This is a genomic window from Actinomadura sp. 3N508 (assembly GCF_044326375.1).
In the GTDB taxonomy this organism is placed as follows: Bacteria; Actinomycetota; Actinomycetes; order Streptosporangiales; family Streptosporangiaceae; genus Spirillospora.
Genome location: NZ_JBIRAX010000010.1, coordinates 210,172 through 236,560 on the forward strand (window position 1 = coordinate 210,172; position 26,389 = coordinate 236,560).

A 26,389-nucleotide genomic window follows, 5' to 3' on the forward strand; every position below is an offset into this window, starting at 1 on the left:
GCGCGGGAGGCGTCCCACCGTCCATGATCGGTGGAAGGCGGCTGCCGCTCGCCGCCGCGGTGCTGGCGCTGTGCGTGGGCTGCTCGTCGTCCGGTGGGGAGATCGTCTGCGGGCCGTGCCAGTGGCCCGTGATGGTCACCGTTTCGGGTCTCGACCGGCTGACGGTGGAGGGCGTGCGCATGCAGATCTGTGTCGAGGGGCAACCGTGCGTCGACTTCCGTGTCACGCGGCGTACGGGGACGGAGTACTTCTCGTGCGGCTCGGTGGCGTGTTCGCTGCTCGACACCGGCGCGTTCCAGGTCATGCTTCCGCAGCGGGAGGCGCGGGCGGTCGCCGACCGGCCGGTGCGGGTCACGGCGTCGACCAGGCAGGGGCAGCGGGAGGGCACGGCGACCATGCCGTTCGTGTCCGACAAGGGGCCCTGCGGGTGCGACTACTCCCACGCCGCCGTCGCGCTGGTGTGAACCCGCCTTATGCGGTCGAGGTCAGGGGCCTGTGCCCGCTATCGTGGGCGTTGGTCATCTGGAGAGTTCGCATAGTGGACTAGTGCAGGCGCCTTGAAAGCGCCCAGGGCTGGGGACAGTCCTCGTGGGTTCGAATCCCACACTCTCCGCCTGGAAGCCCGGACCGCCTGGAAGCCCGGAATGGGGAACACGCCGGAATCGCGGCCGGCTCGGTCGTATATCATCCGTTACCCTCGTCGGCATGTCTGAAGCGCCCCAAGATCCGGCAGGAACCACCCACCAGTTTCAGAGCTTCGCCAACCAGGCACCGACCCCGAAGTCCGGCCCGAACCTCGCGCTCATCGGCGGTGTCGCCGCCGTGGTGGCGCTCGTCGCGATCATCGCGGTCGCCGTCCTGATGCTGGGCTGACGCCCGTCCGCACGACCTGACCTCAGCGGCCCGACTTCGAGAAGTGCTGGTAGTCCTTGGCGCCGCTCCATTCGCCGCCCCAGCCCCAGCCGATCGAGTCGAACGCGTCGACGACCTTGTCTCCGGCGTGGATGACGCCCGGGTCGTCGTTCCGGCGGTTCTTGTACTTCTCGCAGTCCGGGTGGGCGATGTGCCCGTCGGCGTAGACGTAGGGGTTCTGGCACGGGTTGATGTCGATCGCGAGGCCGTACGCGTGCTGGGAGAACGAGCTCGACCCGGTCGCCGGACGGCAGTTGAACGCCGAGGTGTTGTTGGCCTCGATCGACTGGAAGTCGCTGCCCTTGTACTTGTCGACCGGCTCCATGCGCTCGATCGGGTAGCGCATGTCGTACAGCTTCTCGAACACCGTGACCAGGTCTTTGGCCTCTCCGGCGTTGACGACGAGCCGCCCGCCGGGGTGCGGCTTGTCGTCCATGCCCCAGTAGGTCATCTCGATCATCCGCAGGCCGGACGGCGGCACGGGGCAGCCACGGCGCCACGAGTGCGGCAGGTCTCCGGCGGTGACCTTCCCGATCTTCGCCTGGAACCCGGCCGGTGACGCGGGCTGCGAGGGCGCCGTGCCCGACACGGTGGGCCGCGTCGTGGGCGGGGACGTCTCGTCCGAGCCGCCGGAGTCGCGGCCACAACCGGCCGCGGCGGGCGTCGCCGTGAGCAGCGCGGCGAGCAGGGCGGCGCTATGAATAGGCCATCTACCTGGCATCTTTCCAGCATGGCACGTTCGCGTGGCCTGCGCGCGGCACCCCGGGTTCGCTACGGTGCGTTTGACGGCACGCCCGCCGGAAAGGGGCCGGGACGGACGGGCCGTGAACCTCATCCGTCCGCCGGGCATGTCGTCCGGTGGTGTCCGGCCCCAGGGGAGCCGGGATGGCGGAACCTCAGGAGAGGGACCTCCCAAGCCTAGAAGACGAGATCTTCGGCGTGGCGCAGGACGTGGAGGCCGAGAAGGCGGTGCCCGCACGGCTGGAGCCGGACCGGGCCCAGCTCTTCGCGGAGCGTGCCCGCGCCTTCCTCGGCCGCGACGTGAAGTCGCTGGCGTCGGGGTTCGGCGCGTTCCTGCTCGTGGACGCCGTGATGATGTACGCGCCGCTGATGACGAGCCGCCGCCCGAGCCTGCTGCCGCAGTTCGTCACGCTGCTCGTGCTGGCGTTCGGGCTCGGTGGCCTGCTGGTGTGGAAGGTCGGCGGCCGCTGGCGGACGTTCGGCCACGGCATGATGCTCGCCTGGGTGTTCCTGACCTTGGTCTCGGTGGGCTTCCTCACCGGCGTCACCGTCCCGCTGTAGAACCCGGGGCGGGGGTGCGGGCGGTCAGTTCGAGGGGCCGAGGCGCTTGAGGACCATGGCGAAGGCGCGTCCGACGGCTTCGAGGTCCTGAGGCTCGATCACGTCGATGAAGTAGGTCCGGACGGTCTCGACATGGTCGCGGGCGGCGCGCTCCAGCGCGGCGAAGCCCTTGTCGGTCAGCTGCGCGTAGACGCCGCGCTTGTCGTTGGGGCAGCTGTCCCGCTTGACCAGGCCCTTCGACTCCAGGCGGGAGCAGGTGTGCGACAGCCGGCTGCGGGACTGGCTGGCGTTGTCGGCGAGCTCCGCCATGCGCAGCTGCCGCTCCGGCGCCTCGGACAGCCGGACGAGGATCTCGTACTCCGACACCGACAGTCCGTGCCGGGACTTCAGATCGCGGTCCATGATCTCGGTGAGCCGGACGCTGCCGTCCACGAATGCCCGCCAATCGCGCTGCTGGGCGGCGTCGAGCCAGCGTGGTTCGGTCATGGTGGCGAGTATAGAACACAGGTTGAAGCTTCAACTAACGTGCACTATCTTCACGTTAGCAGCAGGCCCGGGCATCCGCCCAGGGGAATAGTTGAAGCATCAACTATGTTCCGCGGATGTGCGCCGCCCGACCGCGGACGGGGCACCCGAACGATCGGAGGACCCCATGCCCGCCGTCATGGCCGACCCGCTGACCCTGCCCCGCCTGCCGCTCCTGCCGGAGGCCGGGACCGGCTGGCGCCGCGTCGCGAAGATCGTGACCGCTGCGCACCATACGGAGGGCGAAGGCTTCCAGGTCAGGCGCCCGTTCCCGGGCATCGACCTGTCTCTGGCCGACCCGTTCCTGCTCCTCGACCACATGGGCGCCATCGAGTACGCGCCCGGCGAGGCACTGGGCACACCGTGGCACCCGCATCGCGGTTTCGAGACCGTCACCTACATCATCGACGGCGCCTTCCAGCACCAGGACACCACCGGCGGCGGTGGCCTCATCGCCGACGGCGCCACGCAGTGGATGACCGCCGCGTCCGGGATCCAGCACATCGAGCAGCCGCCGCCCGAGCTCGTCGCCAAGGGCGGGCTGTTCCACGGCGTCCAGCTCTGGGTCAACCTGCCGCGCGCCCAGAAGTGGGTCCCGCCGCGCTACCAGGACATCGAGGCGCGGGACGTGAAGCTGCTCGCCGCCGACGACGGCTCGTCCCTCGTCCGCGTCATCGCCGGGTCGCTCGCCGGACACGACGGCCCCGGCGTCACCTACACGCCGATCAACTACCTGCACGCGACCGTCGCGCCGGGCGCGCGGCTGGCGCTTCCGTGGCCGCGCGACTTCAACGCGCTGGTGTACGTCCTGTCCGGGCGCGGGACGGCAGGCGTCGAAGAGGCCGCGCTGGACGAGGGGCAGCTCGCGGTCTTCGCTGGCTCGCACCACAAGGGCACGGAGGACGGGCTCGTCGTCCGGGCCGCCGACGTCCAGCCCGCGGGCAGCGCGAACGGGTGGGAGATCCTCATCCTCGGCGGCCTCCCGATCCGGGAGCCGATCGCGCGCTACGGGCCGTTCGTGATGAACACCCGCGAGGAGATCATCCAGGCGTTCGAGGACTTCCAGGCCGGACGCATGGGGACCATCCCGGCGGAAAAGGTGCCGCACCGGTCGGCGGCCGACGAGCCCCTGGCCTGACGGCGCCGCGGACCCGCGCCGAATAGGTTGCCGGAGTTCCCGGGGTTCGGGTGACGGGGGAGGACGCATGCGCTAGTGTGTTCGAATAGTCGAACAGAGGTTCGACGCACTCGTTCGAACACGCGCTCGCCCAGGAGGCGTCATGGCGGCGACCGTAGCCCCGAGGCAGGGCCTGCACCCCGGTCCGGTCTCGGGGGCGCCCGCGGCCCGCGACGCCGAGCGGGACGGGAGTCCGGAGGCGCGCTGCGCGCGGCGGCGCCGGGCGGAGCACGCGACACGCCGTAGCGGTTTCTACGCAAATCTACGGCCGCAGCTATATCGCCTCATAGAGTCCGAGAGCGTGGACCCCGTGCGCAATCCCTATGCCCCCGGCGCCGGGCAGCGCCCCCCGGAGCTGGCCGGCCGCGACCGTGAGCTCAAGCAGTTCGAGGTGGTGCTCGAACGGGTCGCCCGCGGCCGGCCCGAGCGCAGCATGATCGTCACCGGGCTGCGCGGGGTGGGCAAGACCGTGCTGCTCAACGCGTTCCGCTCGATGGCGATCCAGCGCCTCTGGGGGACCGGGAAGATCGAGGCGCGGCCCGACCAGTCGATCCGGCGGCCGGTCGCGTCCGCGCTGCACCGGGCCGTCCGGGAGCTGGCGCCCCGGCACCGCGCCCCCGACCGCATCGAAGACTTCCTCGGCGTGCTCAAGGCGTTCGCGCAGTCGGAGCCCGAGCCGTCCGGTAAGAGCAAGGCGCGGGCGCACCGCTGGCAGCCCGGCATCGACGTGCCCGCCACCCGCGGCCGCGCCGACTCCGGTGACCTGGAGATCGACCTCACCGAGCTGTTCGTCGACGCCGCGTCCGTCGCGACCGACGTCGGCGCCGGGATCGCCCTGTTCGTCGACGAGATGCAGGACATCCCCGCCGACGACGTGTCCGCCCTGTGCGCCGCGTGCCACGAGCTGTCGCAGGTGGGCGGCCCGCTGATCGTGGTCGGCGCCGGGCTGCCGCACCTGCCCGCCGTCCTGTCGGCCAGCAAGTCCTACTCCGAGCGGCTGTTCCGCTACGCCCGCATCGACCGGCTCGACCGCGAGTCCGCCGACCACGCCCTGCTGGCCCCCGCCGAGCGGGAGCAGGTCACCTTCACCCAGGACGCGCTCGACGCGCTGTACGGCGCCGCCGACGGCTACCCGTACTTCGTCCAGGCGTACGCGAAGGTCGTCTGGGACGTCGCGCCCGACAGCCCGATCACCGCCGACGACATCAAGGTCGCCGCGCCGGAGGCGGAGAGCGAGCTCGCGGTCGGCTTCTTCGGCAGCCGCTACGAGCGCGCCACCCCGGCCGAGCGCGACTACATGCGCGCCATGGCGATGCTCGGCGACGACCCGGTGGCCACGGCCTCGGTCGCCGACGAGCTCGGCCGCAAGCCGTCCAGCCTGTCGCCCGCCCGCGACGGGCTCATCAAGAAGGGCCTCATCTACAGCGCCGAACGCGGCATGGTCGCGTTCACCGTGCCGCACTTCGGCCAGTTCCTCCGTGCCCAACCCGCCTGACGTTCGCAGCTCGCCCTGACGTTCCCAAGCTCGCCACGACTCGACCGGACGCTTCGGCCGCATATCGCTCTCTAGCGAAAAGGCTAGAGAGCGATAGAAAGCGGCATGGGGCCGTGACGTCCGATGAATATTCGGCTCTCTAGTGGCCGCCGTAGAAAGCCGTAGATTCTGCTCGCATGCCCTCTCGTTCTCTCTATTAATATCTATGGTTTTTCGTAGAAAGCTCTAGAGAGAAGAAGAGCGGCCGCGCCGGAGCATGCGCGGAGCCGGCTGGGTAGGACCGTGCATGCCATGCGTCCGGACATGACCTGACATTGGAGGGAACATGGGACACGGTGACCGGTTCCGCGGCCAGGACCCGGACAACGAGTTCGCCTACGACGACGAGTCGTCCATGCAGCAGGACCAGGGCGGGCGGCCACCCGTCCAGGACGACGGCTACCTCTACGGGCCGGACGAGACCCCGGCCGCCATGGGTGGCGGCATGCGCTCCCGCGCCCCCGACGACGACGAAATGCCCGGCCGTCAGGAAGACGAGTTCGGAACCTACGAGGACGCCCCACCCGACGACGACACCGAATCCACCTGGTGACCCGGCGACCCCGCGAAGCCGCCGCCGTCCCCGTCCTCGGCCCCGTCCGGGGGCGGGTCCGCCGGGACGAGGGCTGAGCGGACGGTTCTGTCGCGTTCGGCGGTGGAGACGGCGAACACGATCTCCACGTCCCGCTCGTGCACCCGGGCCGGGAAGACCACGAAGCGCCAGCAGCCCTCGCGCCACACGTCCAGCGGGACCGCGCTCGCCACGACGTTCTCGTGCTCCACCCATGCGGGGCTGTCGTAGAGCGTCGCGTACGTTTCCTCGATCGGGCTGCGCCGCCGCTCGCACGGCATCGCCGCGCGGCCCGTGCCGTGCGCCAGCCTGCGCCGCTCCACCACCGCCGACAGTTCCGGGGAGAGCGCCGCGAACAGCGCCAGCTCCACCGCGAGCACCAGCCCGACCTGCGCCTGGACGTCCAGCAGCACGTCCAGCCCGGGGAGCGGGGCGCCGAGCGCCGCGACCGCGGCCGCGGTGAACAGCGCCGCCCGCAGCACGCTGCGCCGATCCACCTTCCGGGCGCTCAGCCCGCCGAAGCAGCCGCACCCGGCGTCCGGGCGGCGGACCCGCAGCTCGCCGACCACCCAGGTCGCGGCGGCGAACGCCACCGTCGTCGCGAGCCGCACCCCCATATGCGACGTCACCAGCAGCGCCAGCCCGAGCACGCCCTCGGCGATCCCGAGCCCGACCGCCATCCCCCGGCTGCCGCGCAGCGCCGTCAGCCGCGCGAGCCCGGCCGGCACCGGCACGCCGTGGACATGGTGGGACGCGTGCCCCGCCGTCTCCCGGACCGTCAGCTTCGCCAGGCACGCCGCGAGCAGCACGGCCGCCAGCAGCAGAACCTGCGTGTTCTGGAACGCGGTCACCATGACGCCGTCCTCCCCGGCATCGGGGACGGCGCGCCGGGACGGACGGCGGCGGTGAAGCAGCCCGTCTCCAGGTCGCCGCCGAGCCCTGCGAACGCGGCGGGTGTCAGCTCCACGATCCGGCCGCGCGGTGATGCGCCGCAGTCCACGCAGCGGTCGCAGAAGCGGGCCGCCGTGCACCCGCACTCCACGATCGGCAGCGGGGCGGCCCGCCCGCCGCACTCGTTGTGGACGACGACGTCGCTGCCGAGCGACAGGTACGGGAACGCGACGCAGCCGGACGGGGTGGCCGCGCATCCCCCGGCGTCCCCCTCGGAGTCGACCGCCGGGTAGGCCACCCCGTCCGCCGCGCCCGCCCCGCCCGCTCCCCGGTCACCGGCTCCGCGGCCGTCCAGGTTCGGGGTGGTCACGGGCGGGTCTTCCAGGCCGCCGAACCAGGTCGCGGTGCCGCGGAGCACGCCGGGCACCGGGGCCGTGGCCGCCGGCGCGGCGAGGTCGTCCGCCCGGTAGCCCGGCTGCGACGTGCCCGGAACCACCGCACGGGGGCCGTCCGGGGACCGGATGCAGATCACGTCGATCAGGTATCCGGGCTCCAGCCGCGGATGCCGGACCAGGACCCGTTCGAGGGCGCGCGGCGGGATCACCACGCGGGTCCGGCCCCGGTGCGGGCCCATGTCCACGTCCACGGCGTCCCGGCCGCACGCCAGGATCGTGCCGCTGACCCGGCCGATGTCGACCCAGATCCGGTCGGCGACGGAGGCGCCCCGGGGCGCCCTCTCGCGGACGGTCCCGGGCGCCCCGCCGAGGACTCCGGCCCCGCCGAGGACTCCGGCCCCGCCGGCTGCGAAGCCGGCGTCCTTCGGCCGGACGACCACGGCGCGGCCCGGACGGAGCGCGGCGAGGCCCCCGTGCCCGCCGTGCCAGACCGGGGTGGACTCGCCCATCGCGAAGCGGGTCTCACCGCCGGCCGTCGCCAGCACCAGCAGGTGCGGGCTGGCGTCGAGCACGATGCCCGTCACCGCGTCCAGCGGGCGTTGCGCGCGTTCCGCGCGTTCCGGCAGACCCTCGCCTTCGGACGTCCCGAGGACGGACGCGCGGAGCCGGCGGCGGCTCGCTCCACGGCGTTGGGGTGGCGGCATCGCGGCACTCCGGCATCGAATCATCACACTGGGCCACTGGTGTTAGGGCGGTGAGTCAAGAGTCACGCGCGGTGACTCCTGCTGTCGACGGATTTGTCGCGATAAGTCAGCCGGTGGAGGACGTTTGATTTACCCGGGATGAAGATTATCCACTGGTTGACCCGGATAAGTATTTCGGGTAGGTCCGAAATTACGATCGGCGTGCGATCGTCGACCATACCGAGAGTTCGCCGTGGCGGCGGCTCGCAACCCCTGGTCCGGTGGTGACGTGAACGGGACACGGCACGAGGAGTTCCGCGAGTACGTGGCGGAGCGCGGGAACGTGCTGCTCCGCGCCGCCACCCAGCTGACCAGCGACCGCACCGAGGCCGAGGATCTCCTCCAGTCCGCGCTCACCAAGACCTACCTCGCCTGGGACCGCATCGAGAACCCCGCCGCCGTCGACGGCTACGTCCGCCGGGCCATGGTCAACACGCAGATCTCGTGGTGGCGGCGCCGGAAGCTGGACGTGTACCCGACCGACCGGCTCCCCGACCGTCCCGTCGACGACCACACCGGACGCAGCGAGCTGCGCGACGCGCTCGGCCGTGCCCTCGGCCGCCTGCCCGAACGGCAGCGCCTGGCCGTCATGCTCCGCTACTACGAGGACATGTCCGAGCGGGAGATCGCCGAAGCGCTCGGCGTCAGCGTCGGCACGGTCAAGTCCACCGTGTCCCGGGGCATGTCCAAGCTCCGCACCCTCATGGCGGAGCCGTCGTAGGACAGACGGGCTCGCCCGCTGACTCGATTCTGACGCCGAGTCATTGGTAGCGTGATCACGGAGAGAAGCGGCATCTCACCGCGCAGTCACCTTAATGGTGATTTCGGTGCATCATGTGGTGCGGATGGGGGTCACGGGTGTATGCAAGGTGGGCTGAATGTCCGGACGATCCCGATGGGGACGGACGCCTCATGCCGGTTCCGGGAGCGTGAATGCCCAGGATGTCCCCCTCCGTGCACACGGCTGACCGAACGCTGGTGAAGGGACTGAACGACGGTGACGAGGCCGCGCTCGCCGCGCTCTATGACGAGTACGGTGAGCGCGTTTATGACTACGCCCTGTCAATGTCGGGTGATGAGAAAGTCGCGGCGGACATCGTCCACGACACCTTCATCGACGCCGGGCGCCGCGCCCCCCGGATGCGCGACCACCTGCAGCTGAGCTCCTGGCTGTACGGGGCGGCCCGGCGCCGCTGCATCCGGCGCGGCCGGGCCAGGAACCTCTACTGGGACCGCGACACCGACTTCGCCGAGATCCCGTTCCTCGACCGCGGCGAGCCGGACGACCCCGTCCCCGACTGGCCGCCCCTCGACGAGCTGCACGGGCTCCTGCGCGCCTGCCTCGCCCGCCTGGCGCCCGTCGAGCAGGAGGTCATGCTGCTGGCCTACCGGCACGGGCTGCGTCCCGCCCGGCTCGGCGCGACGCTCGGCATGTCCTCGCGCCGCGCCGCCCTGCGGATGCGCAGATCGCGGGCGGACCTCGAAGCCGGGCTGCAGAAGGAGATCCACCGCGCCAACCGCGCCTGCGCCGCCGCGGCCTCCCCTGCCCAGGAGCCGTCAGAGGCCGCGGGTGCTCCGGACGAACGTGACCAGGCGCGCCCGACGGCGGTCGCCGTCCTCGCGGCCCGCAAGAACGAGCCGTCGGCCCCACCGAACCCGGCACCACCCGTCCAACCGGAGCCCGGGGCGCCCGGCCCGCAGCCGCGCACGAAGTCGCTGTGGCAGATCCTGCACCGGCGTGCCGACACCGCCCCGGTCGATCCGTCCACGGAACGGCATGCGGCGGGCTGTCCCGCGTGCCTCCGCCGCGGCCGGGTGTCCGCGATCGCGCTGCTCAAGCGGGCCCCCGCCCCGGTGCTGCCCGCGGCGCTCCGGCACCGCGTCATGCACACCGCCACCGACCCGGAACTCGCGGGCTACCGGGCCGACATCGCCGCCCGGGGCGGCGCCCTCACGCCGTCGGGCCTGCCGAGCCAGCCGGACGTGCCGTCGCCGTTCACGCGCCGCTGGCTGGTCACCGGCGGCGGGATGGCGAGCGCGCTGGCCGCCGCATTCGCCGGCATGTTCGTCATGGGTCCCGGAATCGACGGCAGCGCGCTGAACTGGCCGCCGTTCGACACGCATCCGCAGCCGTCGATCACGCACGAGTCGCCGACGGAGTCGGGCCACGGGCCGCCGCCGTCCCATGGCGGCCCCGGCGGGGCCGGCGGGGGCGGCCAGGCGCCCCTCCGCCCGCAGACGGAGGAGAAGGAGCCGGAGGGCTCGGCGCGCCCGTCGCCGCCGTCGTCCGACGCGCCCGAGCCGCGCGGGGTCCTCGTCGTCCCGGCGAAGGTCGAGCTCTACGGCACGAAGACCGCCCAGGTCAGCCTTACCGCCAAGAGCGGCCCCGTGTCGTGGACGGCGAACACGTCGACCGGCCAGCTCGTCCTGTCCAAGACGCAGGGCACCATGCCCAAGGGCGGCACGGCCCACCTGACGCTCACGCTGCGCACGACCATCATCGGGCTCCCCGGGCAGGGCACCGTCACCTTCACCGACTCCAACGGCATCCCGCACCCGGTGACGGTCGTCTGGGGTGCCACCCTCCTCTAGCCGGGGGTCTGGCCGAGCTGGTCCCTGACCGTTTCGAGGTGCTCGCCGAGCGCCGCCTGGACGCGGGTCTCCATCGCCCGCGCGATGAACGGGTCGACGACCATCTTCACCAGCGGCCGCATCCGGCGGACCACCGCGGCGACCTCGCCGTCCGGGACGGGACGCTCCTCCAGCCGGTCGAACACGTGCTCCCGGACGAGCCCGACGAAACGGTCCGCGATCACGTCGCAGTCGGCGCGGATCTGCTCGGCGATGTCGAGCACCGAGTCGAGCGGGACGCCCGCCGCGACCAGTTCGGCGCCGACGTGCAGCAGCCGCGGGCTCGGCACGCGGTACTGGGCGCCGTCCGGTTCGATGAGCCCGATCTCGACGGTCCGGTCGCGGAGCCGGGCGGTCTCGGCCTCGTCCAGGCCCGCGCCGAAGATCGCGACGAGCTCGTCGTAGCCGACGGTGCCGGGGATCTCGTCCGACCACGGGTCGGTGAGCACCTTCTCCAGCCCGAGGACCTCGCCGACGTCCTTGCCGGTCTCCCAGGCGGTCAGCAGCTCCTTGATGACGGCGAAGGTGTAGCCGCGGCCGAGGAGCTGGCCGATCAGGCGGAGCCGGGCGAGATGCGCGTCGTCGTACAGGCCGACCCGGCCTTCGAGCCGGGGCGGCGGCAGCAGGCCCCGGTCCTGGTAGGCGCGGATGTTGCGCACGGTGCTTCCGGCCTGCCGCGCCAGCTCGTCGATTCGGTACTCGGGCATGTCCCGTCCGCCGGACTCGTCCATCTTGACCGCCGTGATCCTACTCCGGCACCATTGTTACATTGATCAATGACACATAGGAGCATGGGCCATGGCGGACGACATCGAGGAGACGCTCCTCGGCGGCCCTCTTCGCTACACGCGCAAGGAGGTCGAGGCGCTCGCCGGCGTCCCCGACGACTACGCGCGCCGCATCTGGCAGGCGCTCGGCTTCCCGACCCCGCCCGACGACGAGGTCGCCTTCACCGACGGCGACGTCGCCGCGCTCCGCGAGATCAAGGACCTCCTCGGCAGCGATCTGGTCGACGAGGACATGGTCCTCCAGCTCGCCCGCGCCGTCGGCCAGACCATGGGACGCCTGGCGAGCTGGCTGGGCGACGTGTGGTTGCAGCGCCTCGGCGAGCTGCCGTCCGACGAACCTCTGACACCCGACCTGGTCGCCGCCGCCCTCGCCGCGACCGAGGAACTCCGCCCGGCGTTCGAGCGCCTCCTCCTCCACGGCTGGCGCCGCCAGCTCACCGCCGCCGGGATGCGCGCCGCCGCCACGACGGCCAGCGCCCAGGCCGACCCGGCCGCCGGTATCGCGCACCTCGCCACGGGTTTCGCGGACGTCGTCTCCTTCACCCGCCTGAGCCGCCGCCTGGACGGCGACGCCCTGGCCGCCTTCATCGAGCGCTTCGAGGTCACGACGGCCGAGATCGTCGCCGAGCAGGGCGGCCGCATCGTCAAGACCCTCGGCGACGAGGTCCTGTTCGTCGCGTCCGACCCCCGCTCCGCCGCCGAGATCGGCCTGCGCATCGCGGAGCGCTTCAACGAGGACCCGGATTTCCCAAAGGTCCGCGTGGGCCTCGCCTATGGCGAAGTGATCCAGCGCCTAGGCGACGTCTTCGGCACCCCGGTGAACCTGGCCGCCCGCCTGACGTCCACCGCCTACCCGGGGACCGTCCTCATCGACACGGCCCTGGCCTCCGCCCTCCCACCCGACGCCTTCGACACGACCTCACTCCGCCCCCGCCCCCTCCAGGGCCTGGGCCGAGTCCGCCCCACCGTCCTACGCCGCCCCGCGCACTGAAGTGGGGAAAGGTTCCGCTAGCGGGGAGTGAATTCTGTGATTGGGCGGCCGGTGTTCCAGAGTTCGGTGACGTGGTAGGCGAAACGGTCGTAGAGGCCGTCGTCCTGGTGGCGCTTCAGGTGGAGCATCGGGGAGTCGTGGCCGACCAGGTGTGCCAGGTGCGGGGTCACGAGCATCTCGTCGTCGAAGATGAAGACGCTCATGGCGATGTGGTCGTCGCCGTGGCGGGCCTCGACGCCCGGCACGTCCGCGATCTTGGAAAGCTCGTCGAGGGTGATCTTTATCCGGGTGCCGACGGTGAGCGGCACGGCCTCGAGCTGCTCGCGGCGCCGCGTGACCTCGCTGTCGGGGTCTCCGACCAGGAACCGCACGTGGCAGCCGCTTTCGGCCTTGCGGCGCAGGACGGTCCGCAGGTTGGGGATCTCCAGCCACAGGAAGTAGTTCGTGTAGCCGGCGAAGGTCAGATCCTTGGTCGCCGCTCCGATGAGGCGACGCCAGACGGACTTGGGGCAGGCGGAGCGGTAGGGGTACACCGCCGCGATCTCGCGGTCCGGTCCCGTTTTCACGTTCTTGCGGATGGCGTCAGGCCACAACATGCCCTCATCAACTCCCAAGGCCTCCGAAGCTGCCCAGCGGTGACGCGGGTGCGGTGTGCGATCTTCTTCGGCTACCCACCGGGCCACAGTCTTGACGTCCACTTGACATGCTTCGGCGAGTTCCTGCTCTGTCAGTCTCGCACTGGTCATGGCCTGTCGTAGCGCATCGTTCGGCACACCTGCACCCCCCTCGGCTGGACGGCTCGGACGTCCTCGACGCTAACTCGAAGACGTCCTGGACGTCCTGGGAACGCAGTTCAGGCGTCCGGCGCCACGTGCGCATCCTCGTTGCCTCACGACACCACGAGCTCCGGACGCGGCGACCGCCGCGCCGGCCGAGCGTTGACCGGAAGGTGGCTCCGCGGCCCATGGCGCATCGGAGGGGCGAGCCGTTGGGCGAGGACGCCGTGCCCGATGCCGGGCTGGGCCTGAGGTGCATGGCCGCGCGGACGGTGCCGGGGCGGGTCCGGACGCTGGTGGATCTGCGCCTGGTCTCGTGGGGGCTGGACGTGCTGTGCGACGACGTGACGCTGATCGCCAGCGAGCTGGTGACGAACGCGATCCGGCACACGCCCGAGCAGGAGATCCGGGTGCGGTTCACGCGCGAGGCGGACGGGGTGCTGCTGGCGGTGTGGGATGCCTCGGACGTCCTGCCGATGCGCAAACGGACGGCGGAGGCGATCGCCGGAGACATGTCCCCGGACGCTTCGGCGTTGGAGATGGGGCACGACGGCGGTCGAGGGCTTCCGATCGTGGAGATGTTGTCGTCCGAGTGCGGGGTGACCGTGACGGATCCCGAGGGGAAATGGGTCTGGGCGCGCGTGACCGCGTGACGTGTGGGTGCGCCGGTCAGGCGGGCTTGTGGCGGTGGTAGTGGCGGGATACGCGGGTGCGGTTGCCGCAGCGGGCGGGTGAGCACCAGCGGCGGCGGGGGTGGGCGGGGAGGAACAGCATCACGCAGTCGTCCGCCTCGCACTGGCGGATCCTGCTGACCGCCGGGTCGGTCAGCAGTGCGGCGGCTTCTTCGGCCAGCCACGTCGTCACCTGGGCTCCGGGTGGGCCGGGGCGGTTGCGTTCCGCGGTGAGGGCGGAGCCGTTCCAGTGCAGTTCCGTGGTGGCGGGGGCGGTGCGCTGGGCTTCGTTGAGGGCTTTCAGGTCATGCGCGGGTGGGCGTGCGCCTTGGCGGGCGTGCTCGATCAGGCGGGACGTGTGCTCGCGGAGCCGGTGGACGGCGGTCAGGTCCGGGGCGGTCAGGCGGACGTTCGCCAGGTCGGGAGCCTGCGGGTGCCGGGTGGCCTGGAGGTTCAGCCAGGTGTGCAGGTCGTCGACGGTGGCCAGGTGGTCGCCCGCGGTGGTGCGGGTGTTCACCAGGTCCAGGGCCGGTGGTTCGCCGATCAAGGGGCCGAGGTCGCTCATCTGGCTAACGGTACATCAGTTGAATGATGCATTAGGCTAATGGATCGTCTCTGGAGAAAGGCGTTAGTCATGGTTCCTCTGGTTGTTCACCGGCGGCTTGATGTGGACGGTGTGCGGGTCTTCTATCGCGAGTCCGTTCCCGAGCGGGGCGATGCGCCCGTCATGCTGTTGCTGCACGGGTTTCCGTCCGCGTCGCACCAGTTCCGGCGGCTCATCGACGCTCTTGGCGGGCGGTACCGGCTGATCGCGCCCGACTATCCCGGCTTCGGGCACACGGAGGTACCGGACGGGTTCGCGTACTCGTTCGACCGGCTCGCCGATGTCGTCGAAGGGTTCGTGCGAGGGCTCGGGCTTGGGCGCTTCGTGATGTACGTCTTCGACTTCGGGGCGCCGGTCGGGTTCCGGCTCGCGGAGCGGCATCCGGAGTGGATCGCCGGGCTGATCGTCCAGAACGGGAACGCCTATGAGGAGGGCCTTTCGGAGGCTGCCCGGGACTTCATCGCGCTGCGGCCGGAGGTGGAGGGCGCGGAGAAGGCGGTTCGTGAGCTGCTCACCTTGTCCGGGACGCGCGGGCAGTACGAGACCGGTGTCGCCGAGCCCGAGCTGATCGCGCCCGACGGGTGGACGCTCGATCAGCACTTCCTCGACCTGCCCGGACGCAAGGAAGCGCAGGTCGCCCTCGCGTTCGACTACCGCTCCAACCTCGAACGCTACGGCGCCTGGCAGGCATGGCTGCGCGAGCACACGCCACCGGCGCTCATCGTGTGGGGGGCGGGAGACCCGTTCTTCCCGGAGCCGGGCGCTCGTGCCTACCTGCGCGAGCTCCCGGACGCCGAGCTCCATCTCCTCGACACGGGCCACTTCGCCCTCGAAGAGCGGCTGCCGCAGATCGCCCCGCTCATCGCCGACTTCGTCGACCGCACCTGGACGCCCGGCGCGTGATCTTGACCGGCGGGAGTTGGGGCGTTGGTGGGGCGGTGGCGGGCGCGGGTGGGTTTCGGACAGGGGGCGCGGGGTCGATCCAGGCGAGCGGTTCGGTAACGTTGCAGGTCAGAGGGTAGTTTTGCAGTGCAAAATCATATGTTGCAAAACTGGCGCGAGGCTTGACTCAGCCCATAACCTCCGGGCTACCGGCACGGAAATCCGGTATTTGGCTCTCTGGGGGCTTGGTGAGGTCCGATGCACGATCTGCTCGGCCGCACCCCTCCCGTGAGGTGCCTGGGGCGCCGTCCGCCACCCTCCGGGACGGGCGCCGACCGCGTGAACGTCCCCTTCCGACGCCGCGCCCAGATCGCCGGGACCGCCCGGTTCCGGAATCGTCACGAGGAGTACCCCCCATGATCGGTAGATTCACGCGCGCCGTCGTGACCGTCACGGCGCTCGGCACGCTGGCCGCGACGGCCGCGTGCGGTGTCGACTCCGGCGACTCGTCCGGCGACGACAAGTCCGGTGGCAAGTCCAAGGCCCTGAAGGTCGGCTGGTCGACCATCTACCTGACGCCGTCGTGGATGCAGCAGACCGACAAGATGATCAAGGATGATGTCGCGAAGCTGAAGGGCGAGGGCAAGGTCGCCGACTACAAGGTGTTCAACGCCAACGGCGACACCTCGCAGCAGATCGCCCAGATCCGCGCGATGATCCAGCAGAAGTACGACGTGATCCTCGTGGACGCCGGGTCGTCCACGGCGCTGAACCCGGTCGTGGAGCAGGCCGTCGGCGCCGGGATCACGGTCGTGAACTTCGACAGCCTGGTCACCTCCGAGAAGGTCGTGCGCGTCGGCACCGACCAGAAGGAGTGGGGCCGGATGATGGGCCAGTGGCTCGGTGAGAAGCTCGGCGGCAAGGGCAAGATCATCGCCTTCAACGGGCCCGCGGGCGTCGCGGTCAGCGAGGAGCGCTGGCAGGGCGCCGAGGAGGCGCTGAAGAAGTTCCCGGGCATCAAGGTCGCCGCGAACGTCCACAGCGAGTACAACCTGGCGCCGGCGGCGCAGGCGTTCGCTTCGGCGTACTCCGCGAACCCGGACATCGACGGTGTGTTCTCGCAGGGTGGCGCGCTGTCGGCGGCGGCCCTCCAGACGCTGATCAAGCAGAAGAAGAAGCTCGTCCCGATCACCGGTGAGAACTACAACGGGTTCCTGAAGCTGTGGCAGCAGCACAGCAAGGACGGGTTCTCCTCGCTGTCCACGGCGCAGCCCAACTACCTGGGCGTCATCGCGCTGCGGGCGGCCGTGGCCAAGGCGGGCGGCGCCTCGGTGCCGAACCAGATCATGGTCCCGCTGCCCAAGATCACCGATGAGAACCTGGCGCAGTACGTCAAGCCGGACCAGCCGGACGACTCCTACCCGATCCAGGAGCTGCCGCAGCCCGAGATCGACAAGCTGATCGGGAAGTGACGGTGGCGCTTCTGGCCGTCGAGCAGGTCTCGAAGTCGTTCGCGGGCAACCGGGTCCTCGATCGGGTGAGCTTCGACGTCCGGGCGGGCGAGGTGCTCGCGCTGGTCGGCGAGAACGGGGCGGGGAAGAGCACCGTCCTGGGGCTGGTCACCGGGTTGCTCGCGCCCGACTCCGGGCGGATCTCCTACGACGGCGAGCCGCTGCGGTCCTGGTCGCCGCACCGCGCCCGCGAGGTCGGGATCGGCTCGGTGCACCAGGAGCTCAGCCTCAACCCGCACCAGACCGTCGCGGAGAACGTGTTCCTCGGGCAGTGGCCGGCGCGGCGCGGGCTGATCCTGCGCCGCGACCTCGCCCGGCGGGCGCGGCCGCTGCTGGAGCGGGTCGGGCTGGACGTCGATCCGCTCACCCGGGCCGGGCGGCTGCCGCTCGGGCAGCAGCAGCTCGTCGAGCTGGCCAAGGCGCTCGCTTCGCAGCCGCGGCTGCTGATCCTGGACGAGGCCACCTCCGCGCTGGACGACGACCAGGTCAGAAGCGTCTTCGCGGTCGTGGACGAGCTGCGCGCGGCCGGCTCGTCCGTGATCATCGTCAGCCATCGGATGGGCGAGCTGTTCGCGATCTCCGACCGGCTGACCGTGCTCAAGGACGGCGAGGTCATGGCGACCCGCGAGCGCGCGGAGACCGACCATGACGACATCGTCCGGCTGATGATCGGGCGGGAACTGTCCGACCTGTTCCCGCCCAAGGCCGGGGAGAGCGCGGCGGACCTGGCCCCCGAAGGGGACGAGATCGCCGCGATCCCGACCGAGAAGGAGATCGCCTCCGAGAAGGCGGCCGTCGCGGAGGACGCGGGGCCCGTCTCCGGCGGGGAGACGGTGTTGCGGGTGCGCGGGCTGTCCGTGCCGGGTGCCTGCGACGGCGTCGACCTCGATCTGGAGGCCGGCCGGATCATCGGGCTCGGCGGGCTCCAGGGGCAAGGACAGCGGGCCGTGCTGCGGGCGCTGTTCGGGCTCGTCAAGCACGCGGGGAGGATCGAGCTGGACGGGCGTCCGGCCCGGCTCGCCTCCCCGCGTGAGGCCATCCGGAACCGGATCGCCTACGTCCCGGAAGACCGGAAGGTCGAGGGGCTGCATGTGGCGCAGACCGTCCGCGCCAACCTGGCGCTCACCAACCTCGACGTGGTGACGCCGGGGCGGCGGCTGCTCACCGTCGACCGCGGTGCGGAGGCGGCGCTCGTCGACGACCTCGTCGAGCGGATGCGGATCAGGGTGACCGGTCCCGAGCAGGAGGCCCGCAGGCTGTCGGGCGGCAACCAGCAGAAGGTCGCGCTGGCCCGCTGGCTGCCGTCCAAGCCGCGGATCCTGCTGCTCGCGGAGCCGACCCGCGGCATCGACGTCGGCACCAAACGCGAGATCTACCATCTGCTCCGCCGGCTCGCCGACAGCGGCGTGGCGGTGCTGATCACTTCTGGGGACACCATGGAACTGGTCGGCCTGTGCGACGAGGTCGCCGTGATGTACGAGGGCGCCGTCGTCGATCGGCTGGCGGGGGACGCCCTCACCGAGGAACGGCTCGTCCGCGCCTCCGTCACCGGGACGGTGGCCGATGACTGAGCAGTCCGTGCCCGCGGGGCGAGTGGCACCGGGCGGCCCCGGCGCCGGGCGGTTCGGCTCGTTCCTGCGGCGGAACCTCGACGTCACCGGGCTGCTCGCGCTGCTGGTGATCCTGCTGGCCGTCTACAGCCAGTACGACTCCGAGCTGTTCACCCCGTCGTCGATCACGATCCTGTCCGCGCAGTTCCTGCCGCTGATCCTGGCGGCGATGGGGCAGAGCACCGTGATGCTGGCGGGCGGCATCGACCTGTCGCTGGGGTCCGTGCTGGCCCTCGCGATGGCGGTGTTCGCCGTCCGCGCGGAGGACGGTGTGGTGCTCGCCGCCCTGCTGGCGCTGGGGGCGGCCGTGGCGACCGGCGCGACGAACGGCGTGCTCGTCGCGTATGCGGGGCTGCCGCCGATCATCGTGACGCTGGCGGCGTCGTTCCTCTGGGGCGGCGTCACGCTGGTGGTGCTGCCGCAGCCGGGTGGGAGCGTTCCGGCCGGGCTGGTCGACGCCTACAACAACGGCTGGGGCGGGATCGCGCTGCCGTTCGTGGTGGTCGGGGTCGTCCTGCTGCTGTGGAAGACGGTCCGCACCACGAAGTTCGGGCTCTCGCTCTACGCGGTCGGCGGCAACGAGCACGGCGCGTACGCCAGCGGAATCGGCACCCGGAGAGTGAAGATCGGCGCCTACGGCCTGGCCGGGGTGTTCGTCGGCCTTGCCGGAATCGGACTCGCCATCCAAACCGGGTCCGGCGATGCGACGATCGGGACCCCTTACACGTTGAACTCCATAGCCGCCTCGGTGCTCGCCGGGGTCAGCTTCTTCGGCGGCGTGGGGCAGATGCGCGCCACCGTGCTGGCCGCGCTGCTCATCGGGCTGCTGACCAACCTGCTGCTGTTCACCGGACTGTCGCCCTTCTACCAACTGATCATGCAAGGGGCGGTGCTCATCGTGGCGATCGCCGTGAAGACGTTCGCGACCCGCGAGAGGACGGACTGATGACCGCGCTACCGCGCACCGCCGCCGCCTCGTTGCCCCGGACGCTGAAAGAGAACCGCGCCGTATGGGCGTTCGGCGTGCTGGTCCTGACGTGGCTCGCCGCGATCCTCTTCGCGAAGGGCTTCGACAGCGTCGCCAGCTTCCGGTACCTGGTGCAGACGGCCGCGTTCCTCGGCATCGTCGGGGTCGGGCAGACCCTCGTGGTCATGATGAGCGGCATCGACCTGTCGGTGTCTGGCGTCGTCGCGCTGTCGGCCGTGGTGTGCGCGCAGGTCGCGGCCGGGTCGGGCGGGACGGCGGGCATCGCCGTCGCGCTCGTCGCGAGCGTCCTGGTCGGGCTCGCCAACGCGGCCGGGGTGACCTGGCTGCGGGTGCCGCCGATGGTGATGACGCTGGCCACCGGCACGATCGTCGCCGGGGCGCTGCTCGTCTACACCGACGGGTCGCCGAAGTCGGCGAAGGTGGCGCTGCTGGGATCGCTCGCCAACGACCGCGTTCTCGGGATCCCGCTCGCGTTCGTCCTGTGGATCGGCATCACCGCGGCCGCCGCCTGGCTGCTGCACGCCTCCCGCATCGGACGGTACATCTTCGCGCTCGGCAACGGCGAGCGGGCCTCGCGGGCGTCCGGCGTGCCGCTGGCCCGGACCGCGTTCATCGCCTACGGGCTGTGCGCGCTGCTCGCCGGGGTGGCCGGGCTGGTGCTGCTCGGGTTCACCTCCACCAGCTCGCTGACCATGGGCAACCCGTACCAGCTGCTGTCGATCGCGTCGGTCGTGCTCGGCGGGACGTCCATTCTCGGCGGGCGCGGGCACGTGCTCGGCACCGTCGCCGGGGCGCTGCTGCTGACGCTGCTCACGGCGCTGCTGGCGTCGTGGAACATGTCCGAGGGCGTCCGGCAGATCGTCCTGGGCCTGCTCATCATCGGGCTGCTGCTCGCCTACGCGAGGGAACGGCGGTCATAGATGACGCGATCGGGGGAGCTGCTCAAGGATCTGGTGGGAATCGCCAGCGTCAACCCGCGGGGCGGGCCCGTCGGAGCAGGGGCCAAGCCCGACCTGGGGGAGGCCGCGGTCGCCGGATACGTCCGGAACTGGCTGGCGGCACGGGGAGTGCGGGCCGAGCTGCGGGAGGTCCTGCCGGGACGGCCCAACGTCGTCGCCACCGTGCCGGGACGCGACCCGCGCTTCGTGCTGCTGGAGTCGCACCTCGACACCGTCGAGACCGGCGGCATGACCGTCGACCCGTTCGCCGGGACGATCCGCGACGGCCGCCTCTACGGGCGCGGCGCGTGCGACGCGAAGGGGCCGCTGGCCGCGTTCATGCTGGCCACGGCCGAGCTCGCGGCGAACGGCCCGCCGCCGTTCGGGGTCGTGCTCGCCGGGGTCATGGACGAGGAGCACGCGTACCAAGGTGTTCTCGGCCTGATCTCCGATCTTGAGGGCGCGGACGTGACGGGCGCGATCGTCGGGGAGCCGACCGATCTCGTCGCCGCCGTCGCGCACAAGGGGTGCGTGCGCTACACCGTCCGGACGCTCGGGGTGGCCGGGCACAGCTCGCGGCCGGACGAGGCCGTCAACGCGGTCACCCTCATGTCCCGCGTCATCGACCACCTCGACCGCGCCGCGCCGGGCGTCCCGCCGCACCCGCTGCTGGGGCCCGCGACCCGAACCGTCACGCGGGTCCGGGGCGGGGAGGGGCCGAACACCGTCCCCGGGCGCTGCGAGATCGACATCGACCGCCGCACCCTCCCCGGCGAGGACCCCATCGACGTGTGGCGCAAGGACAGGGAGGAGCTGACCGCGCTGATCCCCGGCCGGATCGAGGTCGACGAGCCCTTCACCGTCGACTACGCGCTCGACACCCCCGCCGCGAGCCCGGTCCCGGCCGCGCTGTGCGGCGCGCTGGCGGCGGCGGGACGGGACGCGTCCGTCCACGGGATGCCGTTCGGCACCGACGCCAGCAAGCTCGCCCGCGCGGGCATCCCGTCGGTCGTGTTCGGCCCCGGCTCGGTGGCGGACGCGCACTCGGCCGACGAGTCCGTGGCCCTGGACGACGTCGACCTGGCCGCGCGCCTCGTCGTCGAGACCGTCCGGTCGATGAGCATCGGCGGGGGGCGGCACGGGTGAGGCTGACGCAGCACATCGACCTGGCCGGCAGCGGCGCGGCCGGGTTCGACCTCACCGATCCGCTGGACTGCCACGTCTACCTGGTGCGCGGCCCGCGGGGCGCGGCGCTGATCGACGCGGGCGCCGGGGCGTCCGCCGGGCTGCTCGCGCGGCGGCTCGCCACGGCCGCCGGGCCGGAGGGCGAGCGGCATCTGCTGCTGACGCACGGGCACGCCGACCACGCGGGCGGCGCCGCGGAGCTGGCCGAACGGGTGCCGGGGCTCGCCGTCCGGGCCGGGTCCCCGGCGGACGCGTGGATCGCGGCCGGCGCGGAGGAGTTGCTCAGCGTCGATCGCGGGAAGGCGTCCGGTGTGTACCCCGTGGACTACACGTTCGCGGCGTGCCGGGCGGTGCGCCCCATCGCGGACGGGGAACAGATCGACCTCGGCGGCGGGGTCGTCCTGACCGCCCTCGCCACGCCGGGGCACGCCGACGGCCACACCTGCTACCTGCTGGACGCGCCAGAGGGGCGGGCGCTGTTCTCCGGCGACTGCGTCTTCACCGGCGGGCGCATCTCCCTGCAGAACCTGCACGACGCGCGCGTCCCCGAGTACGCCGCCAGCCTGGAACGCCTCGCCGCGCTGGACGTCGACATGCTGCTCCCCGGCCACCACGAGATCTCCCTGGCCCGCGGCGCCCGCCACCTGGCGTCCGCCCGCGACGCCCTCACCCGCGGACTGCTTCCGGAGAGCACCACATGAGCCAAGACACGGGCGTTGAAGGAACGCGGCCCGCGAAGCCGGCGGGGCAGGCGGCGTCGCAGCCGTCCGCGCGGAACCAGTCGTCGTCGCTGCGGCGCGCGCTCGCCGTGCTCGACCATGTCCGCGACCACGCCGACACCCGCGGCGTGTCGCTCACCCGGATCGCCGAAGACCTCGGCATCAGCAAGAGCACCGTGCTGCGGCTCGCCGGGCCGCTCCTCGACGGCGACCTGCTCACCCGCGACCGCGAGACGGGCTGGTTCCGGCTCGGGCACGGCGCGCTGCGGCTCGGCCAGGCGTACCTGTCGTCGCTGGACATGCGGTCCGTCGCCGCCGACCCGCTGCGCCGGTTGCAGCACGTCGTCGGCGAGACCTGCCATCTCGTCGTGTACGACGCGCCGGACGTCGTCTACATCGACAAGGTGGAGAACGAGCACAACGTCCGGATGGCGTCGCGGGTCGGGATGCGGATGCCCGCCTACCGCACCGCCGTCGGCAAGGCCATCCTCGCCTGGCTGGGGGAGGACGACGTCCAGGACGTCATCGACGCGGGCATGCCGCCGCGCACCGAGCGGACCATCACCGACCCGGCCCGGCTGGCCGCCGAGCTGGAGCGGGTCCGGATGTCGGGGTACGCGGTGGACGACCGGGAGAACGAGCCCGAGGTCCGCTGCGTCGCCGCGCCGATCTTCGACCACACCGACCGGGCCGTCGGGGCGCTGAGCGTGTCGGGGCTGACGTCCCGGATGACGCCGGCGCGGGTCCGGGAGGTCGGGCCGATGGTGGAGCGGGCGGCGCTGGACGTCTCCCGCGTGCTCGGCTCGTCCCGCCCCCGCCGCCGGGCGAACCGGCTGGACATCCGTTCCGAGATCCGCCCTGAAGGCCGTCCCGACATCCGTTCCGAGTTCCGTCCCGAGAGCCGTTCCGAAGGTCGTTCCGATAGCCGGTTGGAGAGTCGTTCCGAAAGCCGAGCCGATCGCGGTACCGAGAACCATGGAGGAGGGAATCTGCCGTGACCAGCCTGACCATCCCCGCCGAGCACGTCGATTGGCGGACGAAGGGTTTCTTGCAGCCGGGCGCGCCCGTCGCGTTCGAGGAGTTCGCCGCCGCTCGCCACCAGCTGTTCGGTGGCCCGTTCACCTGGCCGGTCATGGTGGCACGGGAGTCGGCGCTCAAGCACAACATCTCCGCGCTGGCCTCGTTCTGCGCCGCGCACGACCTGGCGTTCGCGCCGCACGGCAAGACGACCATGGCCCCGACGCTGTTCCAGGCGCAGCTCGACGCGGGCGCCTGGGGCATCACCGCCGCGACCGCGAACCAGGTCCTCGCCTGCCGGGAGTTCGGCGTCCCGCGGATCCTGCTGGCCAACGAGCTCCTCGACCCGACCGCGCTGCGCTGGCTCGGCGACGAGATCGGCCGCGGCATGGAGTTCCTGCTGTACGCCGACTCCCTTGAAGGCGTCGCGGCGATCTCCGCGGCGGCCGGGGAGCGGCCGTTCCAGGTGCTCGTCGAGTTCGGCCACCGGGGCGGGCGGACCGGCTGCCGCACCGTCGAGGAGCTGACCTCGGTCGCCCGCGCGGTGACCGCCGCGCCCGGCACCGAGCTCGCCGGGGTCGCCGGATACGAGGGCGGGCTGCCGGACGTCCCCGCCGCAGGCGCCTACCTCGGCCTGCTCCGCGACGCCACCGCCGAGCTGTCCAAGGCCGGGCTGCTCCCCCGCGACGTCATCGTCACCGCGGGCGGCAGCGCCTACTTCGACCAGGTCGCCGAGCAGCTGTCCGGGGCGTGGCTGCCCGGGCACGAGCTGACCGTCATCCTGCGCAGCGGCGCCTACGTGTCCCACGACGACGGCATCTATACGCAGCGGACGCCGTTCACCCGCATCCCCGGCTCGCTGGACGCCGCGCTGGAGATCTGGGCGCAGGTCACCTCCGTCCCCGAACCCGGGCTCGCGATCGTCGGGCTGGGCAAGCGGGAGGCGCCCTACGACGCCGGGCTGCCGGTTCCGCTGCGGCTGCGCAGGCGGGACGGGTCCGTTCACCCGGCGGGCGGGCTGCGCGTCACCGACACCAACGACCACCACGCCTACGTGGTGGTCGACGGTCCTCCGCCGCGTCCCGGCGACCTGCTGTGCTTCGGCATCTCGCACCCCTGCACGGCCTTCGACAAGTGGCAGGTCATCCCGGTCGTCGACGACGACGAGACGGTGACCGACCTGATCCGCACCTACTTCTGACCCGGCCTTCCCCCGCCGGCCCTGACACGGCCCTTCTGACACGTCCCACCCGACATACGGACTTGAGAGGACCATCATGATCCCCCGCTTGGCGCCGGGCTGCGCGCTGACGTCGACCGGAGTCGTCGCGGTCGTGCGCGGCACCCGCGCCGGCCGCGTCGCCGACGTCCTGGACACCCTCGCCGACGCCGGCGTCCGCTGCCTGGAGATCACCCTCAACACGCCGGGCGCGCTCGCCGAGCTGCGCGCGGCGCGGGACCGGCTGCCCGGGGACGTCGAGCTCGGCGCCGGGACGGTGCGCACCGCCGCGGACGCGTCCGCGGCGGCCGACGCCGGCGCGTCCTTCCTCGTCGCGCCCGACACCAGCGCGGAGGTCGCCGAGACCGCGGGCGAGCGCGGCATCGCCTACTTCCCGGGCGCGCTGACCCCCGGCGAGGTCGCCCGCGCCTGGGAGCTCGGCGCCACCGCCGTCAAGGTGTTCCCGGCGAACGCGCTCGGCCCGCGCTACCTGCGCGATCTCGCCGAACCGTTCCGCGACATCCCGCTGCTGCCGACCGGCGGGATCGGTCCGGACACCGCCGGCGGGTACATCGAGGCGGGCGCCGTCGCGGTCGGCTCGGGCGGCTCCCTCATCGGCGACGCCCTCGACGGCGGCTCCCTGACCGATCTGTCGGACCGCGCCGGACGGCTCCTCGCCGCCGTGGAGGCCGCCCGATGACCACGGCGGAGCAGCGAATGCCGGACGGGTCGCACGGATCGCACGGGCCGCACGGATCGCCGGACGGTTCGTCGTCGGAACATCCGGGGGCGTCCTCGCGAGGGCGCCGCCCGGAGCCGGAAGCGGGCCTCGACCTCGTCACCTTCGGGGAGACCATGGCGCGGCTGGAGAACCCCGTCGTCGGGCCGATGCGCCATGCGCGCACCCTCGACCTCGGTGTCGGCGGCGCCGAGTCGAACACGGCGATCGGGCTGTGCCGCCTCGGCGGGACAGCCGCCTGGTTCGGCCGCGTCGGCGACGACGAGTTCGGCCGCCTGATCACCAACGTTCTGGCGGGGGAGGGCGTCCAGCTCGGGCACACGGTTGTGGACCGGTCCGCACCGACCGCGCTGCTGTTCAAGGAGCGCCGGTCGGGGACGCTCACGCGCGTCCAGTACTACCGCACGGGCAGCGCCGGCTCGCAGCTGCGCCCCTCCGACGTCCCGCACGATCTGATCCGTTCGGCGCGCGTCCTGCACGTCACCGGGATCACCGCCGCCATCAGCGCGACCGCCCGGCAGGCCCTCGACGACGCCGTGGAGACCGCGCGGGACGCGGGCGTCCCCGTCTCGCTCGACCTCAACTACCGGCAGGCCCTGTGGACGCCCGCCGAAGCCGGCGAATGCCTGCGCAACCTCACCAAACGCGCCGACCTCGTCTTCGCCACAGAGCAGGAGGCCCGGCTGGTCGTGCCCGCCGGAGAGTCCGCCGCAGAAGGGGACGACCTGGCCGGGCTCGCCGAGTCGCTCGCCGCCCTCGGCCCCCGGGACGTCCTCATCAAGCGCGGCGCCGCGGGCGTCGTCGCGCTGTGCGAGGGGCGGCTGCACGTCCAGCCCGCGCACACCGTGCCGGTCATCGACCCGGTCGGCGCGGGCGACGCGTTCGCCGCCGGATACCTCGCCGAGTTCGTCCGGGGACGTCCGGTCGGCGAGCGCCTCGAAACGGCCACGGCCGCCGGCGCGTACGCCGTCGCCGCCCGCGGCGACTGGGAGGGCCTCCCGAGCCGCGCGGAGCTGGACCTGCTGAAATCAGCCGAAGACACCGTCACCCGCTAATCCCCCAACCCGCTG

At 72.0% G+C, this 26,389-nt stretch carries 28 protein-coding genes and 1 tRNA gene; 22 read left to right on the plus strand and 7 right to left on the minus strand.

The window, feature by feature from the left end; genetic code table 11:
• Window positions 1-23 precede the first annotated feature (23 nt).
• The 3 genes from ACH34S_RS31280 to ACH34S_RS31290 all read left to right on the plus strand — a co-directional run bounded on the left by ACH34S_RS31280 (window position 24) and on the right by ACH34S_RS31290 (window position 873).
• Window positions 24-464 (plus strand): hypothetical protein, encoded by a 441-nt coding sequence (locus ACH34S_RS31280; RefSeq protein ID WP_395956435.1) that lies wholly within the window; start codon window positions 24-26, stop codon window positions 462-464.
• 60 nt (window positions 465-524) lie between these two features.
• A tRNA-Ser gene (locus ACH34S_RS31285) sits at window positions 525-613 on the plus strand.
• A 92-nt stretch (window positions 614-705) separates the two neighbouring features.
• Window positions 706-873, plus strand: coding sequence for a hypothetical protein (locus ACH34S_RS31290; RefSeq protein ID WP_395956436.1), 168 nt, complete (start codon window positions 706-708; stop codon window positions 871-873).
• A 22-nt stretch (window positions 874-895) separates the two neighbouring features.
• Here ACH34S_RS31290 and ACH34S_RS31295 read toward each other — a convergent pair whose 3' ends face one another.
• Window positions 896-1,633, minus strand: a complete 738-nt coding sequence (locus ACH34S_RS31295; protein WP_395956437.1) for a M15 family metallopeptidase — start codon at window positions 1,631-1,633, stop codon at window positions 896-898.
• Window positions 1,634-1,797: 164 nt separating this feature from the next.
• On the opposite strand from ACH34S_RS31295, the gene ACH34S_RS31300 reads away from it, so the two are divergent.
• A complete protein-coding gene (locus tag ACH34S_RS31300) occupies window positions 1,798-2,214 on the plus strand; it encodes a hypothetical protein (RefSeq protein WP_395956438.1) in 417 nt (138 codons plus the stop codon).
• A gap of 24 nt (window positions 2,215-2,238) precedes the next feature.
• On the opposite strand, the gene ACH34S_RS31305 is transcribed toward ACH34S_RS31300, so the two are convergent.
• Window positions 2,239-2,700, minus strand: a complete 462-nt coding sequence (locus tag ACH34S_RS31305) for a MarR family winged helix-turn-helix transcriptional regulator (RefSeq protein WP_395956439.1) — start codon at window positions 2,698-2,700, stop codon at window positions 2,239-2,241.
• Window positions 2,701-2,866: 166 nt separating this feature from the next.
• Here ACH34S_RS31305 and ACH34S_RS31310 point away from each other — a divergent pair, with 166 nt between their 5' ends.
• From ACH34S_RS31310 to ACH34S_RS31320, 3 genes are all read left to right on the plus strand, one after another.
• Window positions 2,867-3,877, plus strand: coding sequence for a pirin family protein (locus ACH34S_RS31310; RefSeq protein WP_395956440.1), 1,011 nt, complete (start codon window positions 2,867-2,869; stop codon window positions 3,875-3,877).
• A 340-nt stretch (window positions 3,878-4,217) separates the two neighbouring features.
• The gene (locus ACH34S_RS31315) at window positions 4,218-5,411 is read left to right on the plus strand and encodes an ATP-binding protein (RefSeq protein ID WP_395956441.1); all 1,194 of its coding nucleotides are present in this window, start codon (window positions 4,218-4,220) and stop codon (window positions 5,409-5,411) included.
• Window positions 5,412-5,736: 325 nt separating this feature from the next.
• Entirely contained in the window at window positions 5,737-6,003 is a 267-nt protein-coding gene (locus ACH34S_RS31320) for a hypothetical protein (protein WP_395956442.1), read from the plus strand.
• Here ACH34S_RS31320 and ACH34S_RS31325 read toward each other — a convergent pair.
• Both ACH34S_RS31325 and ACH34S_RS31330 read right to left on the minus strand, forming a co-directional pair.
• Window positions 5,958-6,875: a MauE/DoxX family redox-associated membrane protein gene (locus tag ACH34S_RS31325; RefSeq protein ID WP_395956443.1), complete on the minus strand. Its 918-nt coding sequence runs from the start codon at window positions 6,873-6,875 to the stop codon at window positions 5,958-5,960. The genes ACH34S_RS31320 and ACH34S_RS31325 overlap by 46 nt on opposite strands.
• Window positions 6,869-8,011: a hypothetical protein gene (locus ACH34S_RS31330; protein WP_395956444.1), complete on the minus strand. Its 1,143-nt coding sequence runs from the start codon at window positions 8,009-8,011 to the stop codon at window positions 6,869-6,871. The genes ACH34S_RS31325 and ACH34S_RS31330 overlap by 7 nt, the downstream gene beginning before the upstream one ends.
• A gap of 268 nt (window positions 8,012-8,279) precedes the next feature.
• On the opposite strand from ACH34S_RS31330, the gene ACH34S_RS31335 reads away from it, so the two are divergent.
• Together ACH34S_RS31335 and ACH34S_RS31340 are read left to right on the plus strand one after the other, a co-directional pair.
• On the plus strand, window positions 8,280-8,771 hold the full coding sequence (locus ACH34S_RS31335) for a SigE family RNA polymerase sigma factor (RefSeq protein WP_395956445.1): 492 nt from the start codon (window positions 8,280-8,282) through the stop codon (window positions 8,769-8,771).
• Between the two features lie 257 nt (window positions 8,772-9,028).
• On the plus strand, window positions 9,029-10,642 hold the full coding sequence (locus ACH34S_RS31340; protein ID WP_395956446.1) for an RNA polymerase sigma factor: 1,614 nt from the start codon (window positions 9,029-9,031) through the stop codon (window positions 10,640-10,642).
• Here ACH34S_RS31340 and ACH34S_RS31345 read toward each other — a convergent pair.
• The gene (locus ACH34S_RS31345; protein WP_395956447.1) at window positions 10,639-11,412 is read right to left on the minus strand and encodes a MerR family transcriptional regulator; all 774 of its coding nucleotides are present in this window, start codon (window positions 11,410-11,412) and stop codon (window positions 10,639-10,641) included. The genes ACH34S_RS31340 and ACH34S_RS31345 overlap by 4 nt on opposite strands.
• A 67-nt stretch (window positions 11,413-11,479) precedes the next feature.
• On the opposite strand from ACH34S_RS31345, the gene ACH34S_RS31350 reads away from it, so the two are divergent.
• Window positions 11,480-12,460 (plus strand): adenylate/guanylate cyclase domain-containing protein, encoded by a 981-nt coding sequence (locus tag ACH34S_RS31350; RefSeq protein WP_395956448.1) that lies wholly within the window; start codon window positions 11,480-11,482, stop codon window positions 12,458-12,460.
• A 17-nt stretch (window positions 12,461-12,477) separates the two neighbouring features.
• Here the strand turns inward: ACH34S_RS31350 and ACH34S_RS31355 are convergent, their stop codons facing one another.
• Window positions 12,478-13,056: an XRE family transcriptional regulator gene (locus ACH34S_RS31355; RefSeq protein WP_395956449.1), complete on the minus strand. Its 579-nt coding sequence runs from the start codon at window positions 13,054-13,056 to the stop codon at window positions 12,478-12,480.
• 368 nt (window positions 13,057-13,424) lie between these two features.
• Between ACH34S_RS31355 and ACH34S_RS31360 the strand changes: the two genes are divergently transcribed.
• Window positions 13,425-13,889: an ATP-binding protein gene (locus ACH34S_RS31360; protein WP_395956450.1), complete on the plus strand. Its 465-nt coding sequence runs from the start codon at window positions 13,425-13,427 to the stop codon at window positions 13,887-13,889.
• A 16-nt stretch (window positions 13,890-13,905) separates the two neighbouring features.
• On the opposite strand, the gene ACH34S_RS31365 is transcribed toward ACH34S_RS31360, so the two are convergent.
• Window positions 13,906-14,472, minus strand: coding sequence for a CGNR zinc finger domain-containing protein (locus ACH34S_RS31365; RefSeq protein WP_395956451.1), 567 nt, complete (start codon window positions 14,470-14,472; stop codon window positions 13,906-13,908).
• Between the two features lie 69 nt (window positions 14,473-14,541).
• On the opposite strand from ACH34S_RS31365, the gene ACH34S_RS31370 reads away from it, so the two are divergent.
• The 11 genes from ACH34S_RS31370 (at window position 14,542) to ACH34S_RS31420 (ending at window position 26,374) form a co-directional block, all read left to right on the plus strand.
• A complete protein-coding gene (locus tag ACH34S_RS31370) occupies window positions 14,542-15,414 on the plus strand; it encodes an alpha/beta fold hydrolase (RefSeq protein WP_395956452.1) in 873 nt (290 codons plus the stop codon).
• Between the two features lie 395 nt (window positions 15,415-15,809).
• Window positions 15,810-16,865, plus strand: coding sequence for an ABC transporter substrate-binding protein (locus ACH34S_RS31375; RefSeq protein ID WP_395956453.1), 1,056 nt, complete (start codon window positions 15,810-15,812; stop codon window positions 16,863-16,865).
• The gene (locus ACH34S_RS31380; protein WP_395956454.1) at window positions 16,862-18,475 is read left to right on the plus strand and encodes a sugar ABC transporter ATP-binding protein; all 1,614 of its coding nucleotides are present in this window, start codon (window positions 16,862-16,864) and stop codon (window positions 18,473-18,475) included. Before ACH34S_RS31375 ends, ACH34S_RS31380 begins: the two co-directional genes overlap by 4 nt.
• The gene (locus ACH34S_RS31385; protein WP_395956455.1) at window positions 18,468-19,460 is read left to right on the plus strand and encodes an ABC transporter permease; all 993 of its coding nucleotides are present in this window, start codon (window positions 18,468-18,470) and stop codon (window positions 19,458-19,460) included. Before ACH34S_RS31380 ends, ACH34S_RS31385 begins: the two co-directional genes overlap by 8 nt.
• Window positions 19,460-20,422 carry an ABC transporter permease gene (locus ACH34S_RS31390; protein ID WP_395956456.1) on the plus strand — a complete coding sequence of 321 codons (963 nt, stop codon included), beginning with the start codon at window positions 19,460-19,462 and terminating at the stop codon, window positions 20,420-20,422. Before ACH34S_RS31385 ends, ACH34S_RS31390 begins: the two co-directional genes overlap by 1 nt.
• Window positions 20,423-21,586 (plus strand): M20 family metallopeptidase, encoded by a 1,164-nt coding sequence (locus ACH34S_RS31395; RefSeq protein ID WP_395956457.1) that lies wholly within the window; start codon window positions 20,423-20,425, stop codon window positions 21,584-21,586.
• Window positions 21,583-22,326, plus strand: coding sequence for an MBL fold metallo-hydrolase (locus tag ACH34S_RS31400; RefSeq protein ID WP_395956458.1), 744 nt, complete (start codon window positions 21,583-21,585; stop codon window positions 22,324-22,326). Before ACH34S_RS31395 ends, ACH34S_RS31400 begins: the two co-directional genes overlap by 4 nt.
• The gene (locus ACH34S_RS31405; RefSeq protein WP_395956459.1) at window positions 22,323-23,342 is read left to right on the plus strand and encodes an IclR family transcriptional regulator; all 1,020 of its coding nucleotides are present in this window, start codon (window positions 22,323-22,325) and stop codon (window positions 23,340-23,342) included. The genes ACH34S_RS31400 and ACH34S_RS31405 overlap by 4 nt, the downstream gene beginning before the upstream one ends.
• The gene (locus ACH34S_RS31410) at window positions 23,339-24,562 is read left to right on the plus strand and encodes an alanine racemase (protein WP_395956460.1); all 1,224 of its coding nucleotides are present in this window, start codon (window positions 23,339-23,341) and stop codon (window positions 24,560-24,562) included. Before ACH34S_RS31405 ends, ACH34S_RS31410 begins: the two co-directional genes overlap by 4 nt.
• 76 nt (window positions 24,563-24,638) lie before the next feature.
• Window positions 24,639-25,280 carry a bifunctional 4-hydroxy-2-oxoglutarate aldolase/2-dehydro-3-deoxy-phosphogluconate aldolase gene (locus ACH34S_RS31415; RefSeq protein WP_395956461.1) on the plus strand — a complete coding sequence of 214 codons (642 nt, stop codon included), beginning with the start codon at window positions 24,639-24,641 and terminating at the stop codon, window positions 25,278-25,280.
• Window positions 25,277-26,374: a sugar kinase gene (locus ACH34S_RS31420; RefSeq protein WP_395956463.1), complete on the plus strand. Its 1,098-nt coding sequence runs from the start codon at window positions 25,277-25,279 to the stop codon at window positions 26,372-26,374. The genes ACH34S_RS31415 and ACH34S_RS31420 overlap by 4 nt, the downstream gene beginning before the upstream one ends.
• Window positions 26,375-26,389 lie beyond the last annotated feature (15 nt).